12 protein-coding genes are annotated in these 11,561 nt (G+C 73.4%); all 12 read left to right on the forward strand.

The genetic code is table 11. The features are described from left to right. Nucleotide 1 precedes the first annotated feature (1 nt). The 12 genes from alaS to nusB all read left to right on the forward strand — a co-directional run bounded on the left by alaS (nt 2) and on the right by nusB (nt 11,488). On the forward strand, nt 2-2,704 hold the full coding sequence (gene alaS, locus ABD907_RS10480) for an alanine--tRNA ligase (protein ID WP_345216204.1): 2,703 nt from the start codon (nt 2-4) through the stop codon (nt 2,702-2,704). After that, the gene (gene ruvX, locus ABD907_RS10485) at nt 2,701-3,177 is read left to right on the forward strand and encodes a Holliday junction resolvase RuvX (protein WP_345216205.1); all 477 of its coding nucleotides are present in this window, start codon (nt 2,701-2,703) and stop codon (nt 3,175-3,177) included. Before alaS ends, ruvX begins: the two co-directional genes overlap by 4 nt. Next, complete coding sequence (gene mltG / locus ABD907_RS10490; RefSeq protein ID WP_345216206.1) at nt 3,174-4,337, forward strand: endolytic transglycosylase MltG; 1,164 nt, start codon at nt 3,174-3,176, stop codon at nt 4,335-4,337. Before ruvX ends, mltG begins: the two co-directional genes overlap by 4 nt. Then, the gene (locus tag ABD907_RS10495; protein ID WP_345216207.1) at nt 4,337-5,320 is read left to right on the forward strand and encodes a shikimate dehydrogenase; all 984 of its coding nucleotides are present in this window, start codon (nt 4,337-4,339) and stop codon (nt 5,318-5,320) included. Before mltG ends, ABD907_RS10495 begins: the two co-directional genes overlap by 1 nt. Next, nucleotides 5,317-5,922, forward strand: coding sequence for a prepilin peptidase (locus tag ABD907_RS10500; RefSeq protein ID WP_345216208.1), 606 nt, complete (start codon nt 5,317-5,319; stop codon nt 5,920-5,922). Before ABD907_RS10495 ends, ABD907_RS10500 begins: the two co-directional genes overlap by 4 nt. Before the next feature lie 48 nt (nt 5,923-5,970). Beyond that, nucleotides 5,971-7,185 (forward strand): chorismate synthase, encoded by a 1,215-nt coding sequence (aroC, locus tag ABD907_RS10505; protein ID WP_345216209.1) that lies wholly within the window; start codon nt 5,971-5,973, stop codon nt 7,183-7,185. Further along, a complete protein-coding gene (gene aroB, locus ABD907_RS10510; RefSeq protein ID WP_345216210.1) occupies nt 7,182-8,792 on the forward strand; it encodes a 3-dehydroquinate synthase in 1,611 nt (536 codons plus the stop codon). Before aroC ends, aroB begins: the two co-directional genes overlap by 4 nt. After that, nucleotides 8,789-9,364, forward strand: coding sequence for a shikimate kinase (locus ABD907_RS10515; RefSeq protein ID WP_345216211.1), 576 nt, complete (start codon nt 8,789-8,791; stop codon nt 9,362-9,364). The genes aroB and ABD907_RS10515 overlap by 4 nt, the downstream gene beginning before the upstream one ends. A gap of 32 nt (nt 9,365-9,396) precedes the next feature. After that, nucleotides 9,397-10,020 (forward strand): hypothetical protein, encoded by a 624-nt coding sequence (locus tag ABD907_RS10520; RefSeq protein ID WP_345216212.1) that lies wholly within the window; start codon nt 9,397-9,399, stop codon nt 10,018-10,020. Beyond that, nucleotides 10,017-10,412: a hypothetical protein gene (locus tag ABD907_RS10525; RefSeq protein ID WP_345216213.1), complete on the forward strand. Its 396-nt coding sequence runs from the start codon at nt 10,017-10,019 to the stop codon at nt 10,410-10,412. Before ABD907_RS10520 ends, ABD907_RS10525 begins: the two co-directional genes overlap by 4 nt. Before the next feature lie 86 nt (nt 10,413-10,498). After that, nucleotides 10,499-11,062 carry an elongation factor P gene (gene efp, locus ABD907_RS10530; RefSeq protein ID WP_345216214.1) on the forward strand — a complete coding sequence of 188 codons (564 nt, stop codon included), beginning with the start codon at nt 10,499-10,501 and terminating at the stop codon, nt 11,060-11,062. A 3-nt stretch (nt 11,063-11,065) separates the two neighbouring features. Then, a complete protein-coding gene (gene nusB, locus ABD907_RS10535) occupies nt 11,066-11,488 on the forward strand; it encodes a transcription antitermination factor NusB (RefSeq protein ID WP_345216215.1) in 423 nt (140 codons plus the stop codon). Nucleotides 11,489-11,561 lie beyond the last annotated feature (73 nt).

Consider the following 11,561-nt stretch of genomic DNA (forward strand, 5'->3'; position numbering starts at 1 on the left):
CATGCGCACCGCCGACATCCGCACACGCTGGCTGGACTTCTTCGCCCAGCGCGACCACAAGGTCGTGCCCAGCACCTCCCTGGTCTCGCCGGACCCGTCGATCCTCTTCACGATCGCCGGGATGGTGCCGTTCATCCCGTACATCGTCGGGACCGAGCCGGCCCCGTGGCCCCGTGCGGTCAGCGTGCAGAAATGCATCCGCACCAACGACATCGAGAACGTCGGCCACACCACCCGGCACGGCACGTTCTTCCAGATGTGCGGGAACTTCTCCTTCGGCGACTACTTCAAGGCCGGCGCCGTCGACATGGCGTGGGAGCTGCTCACCAGCCAGCAGGACCGCGGCGGCTACGGCCTCGACGGCGACCGGCTGTGGGTGACCGTCTGGGACCAGGACGACGACGCCATGGAGGCCCTGCGCGGCGTCGGCGTGGACCCGCGACACATCGTGCGCCTGCCCCGCGAGGAGAACTTCTGGGACACCGGCCGGCCAGGTCCGGCCGGGCCGTGCGCCGAGTTCCACTACGACCGTGGGCCCGAGTACGGCCCCGACGCCGAGGGCGGGACCATCGACCCGGGCGGGGACCGGTACCTCGAGGTCTACAACCTGGTCTTCGACCAGTTCCTCCGTGGCGAGGGCGCCGGCAAGGACTACCCCCTGCTCGGTGAGCTGGAGCAGAAGTCGATCGACACCGGTCTGGGCCTCGAACGTCTCGCGTACGTCCTGCAGGGCCAGGAGAACATGTACGAGATCGACGAGACGTTCCCCGTGATCGCCGCCGCCGAGGAGCTCTCCGGACGGCGCTACGCCCGCGGCCAGAACTCCACCGCGCCCGACGACGTGCGCATGCGCGTGGTCGCCGACCACGTGCGCTCCTCCCTCATGCTCATCGCCGACGGCGTCCGACCGGCCAACGACGGCCGCGGCTACGTGCTGCGCCGGCTCATCCGCCGGGCCGTGCGCTCCATGCGCCTGCTCGGCGTGGACGAGGCGAGCCTGCCGGTGCTGCTGCCGGTCTCGAAGGACGCGATGAAGGCCTCCTACCCGGAGCTGGAGGCGGACTTCGCACGCATCTCGCAGATCGCCTACGAGGAGGAGGAGGCCTTCAGCCGGACCCTCACCGCGGGCACGACGATCCTCGAAGGAGCAGTGGCCCGGGCCAAGCAGGCGGCACCGACGGCACCGGTGCTCGGTGGCGAGGACGCGTTCACCTTGCACGACACCTACGGGTTCCCGATCGACCTGAGTCTCGAGATGGCCTCGGAGCACGGCGTGAGCGTCGACGAGTCCGGTTTTCGGGCCCTGATGGACGAGCAGCGCCAGCGCGCCCGCGCCGACGCCCTCGCGAAGAAGACGGGCCACGTCGACACCTCGCTGTACACCGAGCTCCAGCAGCGCCTCGACGGCCCGGTCCAGTTCCTCGGCTACACCGACGCCACGGCCGAGTCCCGCCTGGTCGGCCTGCTCGTCGACGGCCGGCCCGCCGCGGCCGCGACCGCACCCGCCGACGTCGAGGTCATCCTCGACCGGACGCCGTTCTACGCCGAGGCCGGCGGACAGCTCGCCGACCAGGGCAGCATCACCTTCTCCGGCGGCGGCATCGTCGACGTGGCCGACGTCCAGTCGCCCGTCCAGGGCCTGAGCGTCCATCGCGGGAGGCTGACCGAGGGCACTGTCACCGTCGACGAGCAGGCCGTCGCGTCCATCGACACGGACCGTCGCAAGGCGATCGCCCGGGCGCACACCGCCACCCACATGGTGCACAAGGTCCTGCACGAACAGCTCGGCGAGCAGGCGACGCAGGCCGGTTCCGAGAACGCACCCAACCGGATGCGCTTCGACTTCCGGCACGGGTCCGCGCTGCCCGGGGAAGCGCTCGGCGAGATCGAGGAGCGGGTCAACGAACGGCTGGCCGAGAACCTCGACGTCACCGACGACATCATGAACCGCGACGACGCCCTGGCGGCCGGCGCGGTGGCCCTCTTCGGCCAGAAGTACGGCGACCGCGTCCGGGTCGTCTCCATCGGCGGCGACTGGTCCAAGGAGCTGTGCGGAGGCACCCACGTGCCGGCCACCGGCTCGCTCGGGCGCGTCACGCTGCTCGGCGAGGCCTCCATCGGCTCCGGCATCCGGCGGGTCGACGCCCTCGTCGGCCAGGGCGCGTACGGCTACCAGGCCAAGGAGCACGCCCTGGTGAACCAGGTGACCTCGCTGCTCGGCGGCCGCCCCGAGGAGCTGCCCGAGCGGATCGACGGCCTCATGACCCGGCTGAAGACCGCCGAGAAGGAGCTCGCCAGGCTCCGCCAGGACCAGCTGCTCGCGCGGGCGGGAGAGCTCGCGTGCTCCGCCACCACCGCGGGCCGCACCCGGGTCGTCACCCACGACGCCGGAGAGGTCGCCTCGAACGACGAGCTGCGCACCCTCGCGCTCGACGTGCGCTCGCGCCTCGGGGAGGCCGATCCGGCGGTCGTCGCGATCGGTGGCGTCGCCAAGGACCGGCCGGTCGTCGTCGTCGCCACCAACGCGTCCGCGCGCGAGTCCGGCGTGCGGGCCGGCACGCTCGTGCGCACCGCCGCGACCACGCTCGGCGGCGGTGGCGGCGGCAAGGACGACCTCGCACAGGGCGGCGGCACCGACGTGAGCGCGCTCGGCGCGGCGCTGGCCGCCGTCCGGGACGACGTCGCGAGCCTGGTGGGTGCATGAGGCGCGGCGTGCGGATCGGGGTCGACGTCGGGAGCGTCCGCGTGGGTGTGGCACGCTGCGACGCCGACGGCATCCTGGCCACCCCCGTGCGGACGGTCTCCCGCGACAGGGCGAGGCCGGGTGCCGACGTCCGCGAGATCGCCGACATCGTGCGCGAGCAGGAGGCGCTCGAGGTGCTCGTGGGACTGCCCCGCAGCCTCTCCGGCCGCAACGGCCCCGCCGCCGGCACCGCACGCGGCTACGCCCACCAGCTCGCCGCCGCGGTCGCCCCGGTCCCGGTGCGACTCGTGGACGAACGGTTGACGACCGTCAGCGCCCACCAAGCGCTCCACGCGTCCGGCCGCAGCGGCCGGAAGCACCGCCAGGTGGTCGACCAGGTGGCCGCGGTCATGATCCTCGAGCAGGCGCTCGAGATCGAGCGGCGCACCGGGAACCCCGCCGGCGAGACCGTCCGAGGGACTGAGACGACGTGAACGATCTCTTCGAGGCACAGACCTCACCCGCCGAGACCCAGCCGACCTCCGGTCGCCGCTCGAACCGGCGCGAGTACCGGCGAGCCCGCCGGCGGCGCCGCGTACGCACCTTCGTCGTGCTGACGATCGCCATCGCCGCGGTCGTCGGCTTCGGCTTCTTCTGGGCGTTCCCGCAGGTGCGGGAGATGCTGGCGGACGGCTCGGGCATCGAGACCGACTACCCGGGTCCTGGGCACGGCGAGGTGCAGGTGCAGATTCCGGAGGGATCCACCGGCAGCGACATCGGCGCCATCCTCGAGGAGGAGGGCGTGGTCATGACCCAGGGCGCGTTCGTCGACGCGTTCTCCGACAACGCCAACGCCTCCCTGATCCAGCCCGGGACGTACAACCTGCGCCTGGAGATGGCCGCCTCGGACGCCGTCGCGGCCCTGCTCGACCCGGCCAACCGGGCCGAGGTGACCGTCACGGTGCCGGAGGGCTTCACCACCTGGCAGGTGTACGAGCGCATCGCCAACGTCGCCGACATACCGCTCGAGGATGTCGAGGCCGCCGCGCAGGACACCGAGGCCATCGGGCTGCCCGACGCGGCCGAGGGTGAACCGGAAGGTTGGTACGCCCCGGCGACCTACTCCTTCGAGCCGGACGACGACGCGACCGAGATGCTCGCGACGATGGTCGACCAGACCGTCGCACGGCTCGACGGGCTCGACGTGCCGCAGAACGAGCGCCAAGAGATCCTCACGGTCGCCTCGATCGTCGAGCGCGAGGTCAACCAGCCGCAGTACTACGGCAGGGTCGCCAGGGTCGTCTACAACCGGCTCGACGACCTCAACGGCGAGACCGGCGGTCAGCTGGAGATGGACTCCACCGTGCTGTACGGCGCCGGTGAGGTCGGCGGCATCCCCTCGACCGAGCAGACGAACGACGAGTCGAACCCGTACAACACCTACGAGCACGCCGGCCTGCCGCCGACGCCGATCGGCTCGCCCGGTACCGAAGTCATCGAAGCCACGCTCGACCCGCCGCAGGGTGACTGGCTGTACTTCGTCACCGTCAACCTCAACACCGGCGAGACGCTGTTCGCCTCCACCCTCGAGGAGCACAACGCCAACGTCGAGCAGCTGCGGCAGTGGCTCGAGGAGAACCCGCAGGGGGACTGATGGCGATGGTCGGTCAGGACGTGCGGCAGGCACGGCGGCGAGCCGCCGTGCTGGGCCACCCCGTGCGCCACTCCCTCTCACCGGTGCTGCACCGGGCGGCCTACGACCGGCTCGAGCTCGAAGGGTGGGCCTACGGTCTCCAGGACGTGACCGCCGAGCAGCTGCCGGACGCCGTGGCAGGACTCGACGCCAGCTGGGCCGGGCTGTCGCTGACCATGCCGCTCAAGCAGGCCGTCCTGCCGCTGCTCGACGTCGTCGACCCGCTCGCGGAGGTCACCGGCGCCGTCAACACGCTCGTCGTGCAGCCCGGTCGTGCCGGAACCGCCGGCCCGTTGGTGGGTTTCAACACCGACGTCGCCGGGATCGTCGCGGCCCTGCGGGAGACCGCCCGAGCCGCCGGGCACGTCGACTGGCGTCCGCGCTCGGCCGCCGTCCTGGGAGCGCGGGCGACGGCGTCCTCCACCCTGGCGGCGCTCGGCGAGCTGGGGCTGGCGTCGACGACCCTGATCGCCCGCAACGTCTCCGGACCGGGCAACGCCCTGCTGGCGGCGCACCGGATGGGGGTGGCGGCCGCGCACCGCGCCTGGAGCTCGCCGGAGGCCGGTGCCGATGCCCTGCTCCGGGCGGGGGCACCGGACGTGGTGGTCTCGACCGTGCCCGCCGGCGCCGCCGACGAGCTCGCCGCCGCCCTGGCGGACCGGCTCGACGGCGCCGCGCTGGCCGGTTCGGTGCTGCTCGACGTCGTCTACGACCCCTGGCCCACGCCGCTCGCCCGCGTCTGGGAGTCCGCGGGCGGCACGGTCGCGCCGGGCTGGGTGATGCTCCTGCACCAGGCGGTCGCACAGGTCCAGCTCTTCACCGGCCGGAAGCCCGACGTCGAGGTGATGCGGGCAGCGCTGGTCGCCGAGCTCGCGGCACGCGCCGCCGGAGCCGAGGTGCCCGACTCGCCGCCGGTGCTGAGCGTGACGAGCAGCAGAGCGTGATTCGTGACCGGCCGACCAGCCGGCTCGAGCAGCCGACCCGTGCACCGCTGCGGGTGGGAGCCGGTGTCCTTGGCGTGGCCGGCGCCGCCGCCGTCGTCGGGCTCGTCGCGCTGGCCGGCCGGCCCTGGCCCGTCGTGGTCGCCGGGACGGGACTCGCCGGCGTCGGTGTGTTGCTCGCCGTCGTCGACGCCCGTCACCACCGCCTGCCGGACAGGTTGGTGGCTCTCGCGTACGCCGTCGTGGTGGTGCCGCTGGCGCTCGGCGCCCTCGCGGGGTGGCTGCCCGAGCCCTCCCGTGCCTGGTGGGCGCTGGGGCTGGGGGCCTGCTCGTTGCTCGGGTACCTCCTGCTGGGTCTGATCAAGATGGGCGGCCTCGGGCTCGGCGACGTCAAGCTGTCCGGTGCGCTGGGCACCTGGCTGGGCTGGTTCGGCTGGCCCGCCGTCCTCGCCGGACCGGTGGTCACGTTCGTCCTCGCCGGGGTCTTCGCCCTGGTGCTCCTCGCCACCCGTCGCGCCGACCTGCGCTCCCACGTCGCCCTCGGACCCTGGATGGTGGTGGGAACGGCCGTGGTGACCGCGGCGACGGGCGGCGTGCTCGGCTGACGGTGGACGCGTCGGCGAGCGGTCCGGGCCCCGTGGCAGGATCGGGCCATGCTCAGATGGACCACGGCAGGGGAGTCCCACGGCCAGGCGCTGGTGGGCGTGCTCGAAGGTCTCCCGGCCGGCGTGGAGGTGACCTCCGGCGTCGTGCGTGAGGCTCTGGCCCGCCGGCGACTCGGACACGGGCGCGGCGCCCGAATGAAGTTCGAGCAGGACGAGATCCGCATCCTCGCGGGCGTCCGGCACGGCGTCACGATGGGCGGGCCGGTCGCGATCGAGATCGGGAACTCGGAGTGGCCCAAGTGGGAGACCGTCATGTCGGCGGACCCGGTCGCGCCCGAGTCGCTGCTCGTCGACGCCGGCACCGGCGACGAACGCGAGGTCGCCCGGAACCGGTCGCTGACTCGCCCCCGGCCCGGGCACGCCGACCTGGTCGGGATGCAGAAGTACGGGCTGAGCGACGCGCGTCCCGTCCTCGAGCGCGCCAGCGCCCGGGAGACCGCCACCCGGGTGGCGCTGGGCACGGTGGCCGCCCAGCTGCTCGAGCAGGTGGCGGGCGTCCGGCTCGTCTCGCACGTCGTCGCGATCGGCCCGGTCGGCGTCCCCGAGGACGCGCCCGCGCCCGGGCCCGACGACGTCGCCGCCCTGGACCAGGACCCGGTGCGCTGCTTCCACCCGGAGACCTCCGCGGCGATGGTGGCCGAGATCGACGCCTGCCAGCAGGACGGGGACACGATCGGCGGCGTCGTCGAGGTGCTCGCCTACGGGGTCCCGCCCGGGCTCGGCTCCTACGTCTCGGGCGACCGGCGCCTGGACGGCCGCCTCGCGGCCGCGGTCATGTCGGTCCAGGCCGTCAAGGGCGTCGAGATGGGCGACGGTTTCCGCACGGCCGGCCGCCGTGGGTCCGCGGCCCACGACGAGATCGTCCGCACCGACGGCCGGTTGACCCGCGCGACGAACCGGGCCGGCGGCACCGAGGGCGGGATGAGCAACGGCGAACCGGTCCGGGTCCGGGCCGCGATGAAACCCATCTCGACGGTCCCGCGGGCCCTGGCCACGATCGACGTCAGCACCGGGGAGGCCGCCACGGCCATCCACCAGCGCTCGGACGTCTGCGCCGTCCCCCCGGCGGCCGTCGTCGCCGAGGCGATGGTCGCGCTGGTGCTCGCCCAGGCGCTGCTCGAAAAGGTCGGCGGCGACTCCCTCGAGGAGTGCACACGCAACCTGCGCGGCTACCTCGACACCTTCCCCGAGGAGATGCGGTGAGCCGCTCGGGACCCCGGGCCGTCCTCGTCGGTCTCCCGGGCGCCGGGAAGTCCACCGTCGGCCGCCGCGTCGCCCGCGCCCTGGGCGTGGACTTCCTGGACACCGACACGGCGCTGGAAGAGTCCGCCGGGACGACCGTCCCGGACTACTTCCGTCACCACGGCGAGGCCAGCTTCCGTGCGCTGGAGCACGACGTGGTGACCCGCACGCTGGCCGAGCACGACGGCGTCCTCGCCCTGGGCGGGGGAGCCGTGCTCGACCCGCGCACGCGCGCCGCGCTCGCCGCGCACCCCGTCGTGCTGCTCGAGGTGGGCGTCGACGACGCGCTGGACCGGCTCCGGGGCTCCGCCGAACGTCCGCTCCTGGTGGGCGACCCGGCCGGGCGCCTGGCGCGCCTGCGGGAGGAGCGGGCGCCGGTGTACGCGGAGGTGGCCACCACCGTGGTCGACACGACCGGCCGTTCCACCCGCGACGTCGCCGAGGAGATCGTCCGGCTCCTGCCGACGCGCATCCCGGTGGGCGGGGCCGACGGCTACGACGTCGTGGTGGGCAACGGCCTGGACCACGAGGTCGTCCGCGCGGTGACCGGCGCGGGCCCCGCAGCCCTGGCCCCCCGCGCCTTCGTGGCGCACGCCCCGGCGACGGCGCAGCGGGCCCGCCGCGTCGCCGCCGTCCTGGAGGGGGCGGGCGTCGGCGCCGTGCTCCACGAGCTCCCCGACGCCGAGGACGCCAAGGCGCTTGACGCCGCCGCCGCCTGCTGGGACCACCTGGGCACGGAGCGGTTCGGCCGTGAGGACGTCGTGGTGGCCGTCGGCGGGGGGGCCACCACCGACGTCGCCGGGTTCGTCGCGGCCAGCTGGCTGCGCGGCGTCCGGCTCGTCAACGTCCCGACGACGCTGCTCGGCATGGTCGACGCCGCCGTGGGCGGCAAGACCGGCATCAACACCGCCGCCGGCAAGAACCTCGTGGGCTCCTTCCACCCGCCGTCCGCCGTCGTCTGCGACCTCGACACCCTCACGACCCTGCCCGCGCCGGACCTGCGGGCCGGCCTGGCCGAGGTGGTCAAGTGCGGCTTCATCGCCGAGGAAGAGATCCTCCACCTCGTCGAGGCCGACGACGGCCGGGCCGCCACCGACGCGTCCGCACCGGTCCTGCGCCGGCTCGTCGAACTCGCCGTGGCGGTCAAGGCCCGGGTGGTCGGCGAGGACCTGCACGAGGCCGGGCTGCGGGAGATCCTCAACTACGGCCACACCTTCGCCCACGCCGTCGAGCGCGTCGAGGGCTACCGGTGGCGGCACGGTGACGCGGTCGCCGTCGGGATGGTCTTCGTGGCCGAGCTGGCCCACGCGGCCGGCCTGCTGGACGCCGCACTGGTGACCCGGCACCGCCGTGTGCTGGAGGCCGTCGGGCTGCCGACGGCGTACTCCGGCGCCTCCTGGGAGGAGCTGGCCGAGGCGATGGCCCACGACAAGAAGGTCCGGGGGAACGCGTTGCGCTTCATCGTCCTCACGGACGTCGCGCACCCCACCGTGCTGCGCGATCCCGCGCCGGAGCACCTGCAGGCGGCGTACGGCGCCGTCTCCCGCGCGGTCGGGTCGGCGCTGTGAGCGGGGCCGACGCCGCGCACGACCGCGCTCCCGTCCTGGTCCTCGTCGGGCCTCCCGGAGCGGGGAAGTCGACGGTCGGGCGGCGGGCGGCCGAACGCCTCGGCGTCGGCTTCGTCGACACCGACGAGCTGATGGCCGAGCAGGCGGGTGTGCCGATCGGGGAGCTCATCGTCGACCTGGGCGAGGAGGAGTTCCGGGCGCGCGAGGCCGAGGCGGTCGCAGGTGTGCTGGCGAGCGGAGCAGGCGCGGGTGCCGGGGAAGTCGTCGCGCTCGGCAGCGGAGCCGTGCCGGCGGCGACCGCCGACCTCGAGCGCTGCACCGCGGCGGGGACGGTCGTGGTCTTCCTCGACGTCTCGCTCTCCGCGGGCGTGCCGCGCGTCGGGCTCAACGCCCCCCGCTCCGTCGCGCTCGGCAGCGCCCGCGGTCAGTTCGCCGCGATGGCCCGGGAGCGCCGCCCGGGTTACACCGCGGTGGCCACCCACACGGTGGACACCTCCGAGCGGGACGTCGACGAGGTCGTGGACGCCGTGCTCGCCCTCCTTGATCCGGGCCTGTCAAGTCACAAGGCTTGATCAGGCGTGATCAAGGCGCTAGCCTTTACGAGATGATGTTCGTGGTGACGGCGGACCAGCACGCCAGCAAGAAGCGCGGGGACCGCGTCGACCAGCTGATCGCCGATCTTCGCGGCTGGGGCGACGAGCACGCGCCCGACATCGCCCTGCCCGTCGAACGCACGGTCGGGGACGAGGTGCAGATCGTCCTGACCGCGTCCGAGACCGTGCTGGACCTCGCGCTGCGCCTGTGCCGCACGCAGGACTGGGCGGTCGGCATCGGTGCCGGAGCGGTCCACGATCCGCTCGGTGCGAGCTCCCGGGCCAGCTCCGGGCCTGCCTTCGTGCACGCCCGGGCCGCCGTCGAACGGGCCCGCGGGCGCGGCGAGCCGGTCCCGCTGGTCGTCGCCGGCGACGACCCGGACGCGGCGGAGGACGCCACCGCCGTCGTGCAGCTGCTGGCCGCCGTCGTGCGACGGCGGTCCGCCGCCGGCTGGGAGGTCGCCGACCTGCTCGGCCCGGACACCCGGCAGAAGGACGTCGCCGCCACGCTGAGGATCTCCGAGCAGGCCGTCAGCCAGCGCGTACGGTCGGCCATGCTGGACGAGGAGCGCCGGGCACGCCCGGTGGCCGCGGCGCTCCTGCGACGCGCCGGCGCGAAGGGGGTTCAGGGGTGAGTTCCGTCATGGCGGGGTGGCTCGTCGCTGCCGTCGTCGTCGCGGCGCTGGCGCTGTCCGTCCCGCTCGGGAGCGTCCTCGTCACGGCCGTGCTACGGCGCGTCCAGCGCGACGACGAGCGTGAGCCGCCGGCCGGCGTGCTGCGGGGAGGCGCGTGGATCGGCATGCTCGAGCGGTTCGCGATCACGGGATCGGTCCTCGCCGGATTCCCGGAGGCCGTCGCCGTCGTCCTGGCGATCAAGGGCCTGGGCCGCTACCCCGAGCTGCGCGAGACCCATCCCGACCACCGCAGTCCCGCGGCGGAGCGCTTCATCATCGGCACCCTGGCCAGCTACGTGTGGGCCGCCGTGCTGGGAGTCACCGCCACCCTGGTCGTCAGCGCGGTATCCTGACCGCCGCGCTCCGACCGGCACGTCGCGGACACCCGCCCGGCGACAGCGCTCATGTCACCCCACGAGAAGGCTAGGACGGCGCACGCATGGCTTCGACGAACGACCTCAAGAACGGGATGGTGCTCAACCTCGAGGGACAGCTGTGGTCCGTCGTGGAGTTCCAGCACGTCAAGCCCGGCAAGGGACCGGCGTTCGTCCGCACCAAGATCAAGAACGTGCTGTCCGGCAAGACCGTCGACAAGACGTTCAACGCCGGCACGAAGGTGGACACCGCGACGGTCGACCGTCGCGACATGCAGTACCTGTACAAGGACGGCACGGATTTCGTCTTCATGGACTCCGAGACCTTCGACCAGGTACTCGTCCCGGAGGCGACCGTGGGCGACGCCGCCCGTTTCATGCTGGAGAACCAGGACGTCATCGTCGCCATGCACGAGGGCCAGGTCCTCTACGTCGACCTGCCGCCCTCGGTGGTCCTGGAGATCACTTACACCGAGCCGGGCCTGCAGGGCGACCGTTCCTCCGCCGGCAACAAGCCGGCCACCCTGTCCACCGGCGCCGAGATCCAGGTCCCGCTGTTCGTCGAGCCCGGCACCAAGGTCAAGGTCGACACCCGGTCCGGGGCCTACCTCGGCCGAGTCAACGACTGACGGATGGCCGCACGCACCAAGGCACGCCGGCGGGCCCTGGACGTCCTCTTCGAGGCCGACCACAAGGGCATCTCGAACCGCGAGGATCTGCTCCTCCTGCTCCAGCAGCGCCGCGACGTCACCGTGGCGCAGGGACCCTTCCCGGCCTACGCCAGCGAGCTCGTCGAGGGTGTGGCCGCGCACCGCGAGCAGATCGACGAGCTGCTCAGCACCTACTCGCAGGGCTGGACGCTCGACCGCATGCCGACCGTCGACCGGTGCATCCTCCGGCTCGGTGCCTGGGAGCTGCTGCACAACGACGACGTGCCGGACGCGGTCGCCGTCGACGAGGCGGTCCACCTGGCCCAGGAGCTGTCCACGGACGACTCACCCGGTTTCGTCAACGGCGTGCTCGGCCGGCTGCTCGAGCTCAAGCCGACGCTGTGAGACCCGTCCCGGCGCTGTGACGATCACCTCTCGAGACGTGCGGCCCGGCCCGGTGGCCGGGCGATAGCATCAC

Source organism: Georgenia halophila, from assembly GCF_039541595.1.

Bases quoted from the DNA above. Each gene is read 5' to 3' on its own strand.
- alaS (WP_345216204.1), top strand. From the start codon at position 2: ATGCGCACCGCCGACATCCGCACACGCTGGCTGGACTTCTTCGCCCAG.
- ruvX (WP_345216205.1), top strand. From the start codon at position 2,701: ATGAGGCGCGGCGTGCGGATCGGGGTCGACGTCGGGAGCGTCCGCGTG.
- ABD907_RS10495 (WP_345216207.1), top strand. From the start codon at position 4,337: ATGGCGATGGTCGGTCAGGACGTGCGGCAGGCACGGCGGCGAGCCGCC.
- aroC (WP_345216209.1), top strand. From the start codon at position 5,971: ATGCTCAGATGGACCACGGCAGGGGAGTCCCACGGCCAGGCGCTGGTG.
- ABD907_RS10520 (WP_345216212.1), top strand. From the start codon at position 9,397: ATGATGTTCGTGGTGACGGCGGACCAGCACGCCAGCAAGAAGCGCGGG.
- efp (WP_345216214.1), top strand. From the start codon at position 10,499: ATGGCTTCGACGAACGACCTCAAGAACGGGATGGTGCTCAACCTCGAG.
- nusB (WP_345216215.1), top strand. From the start codon at position 11,066: ATGGCCGCACGCACCAAGGCACGCCGGCGGGCCCTGGACGTCCTCTTC.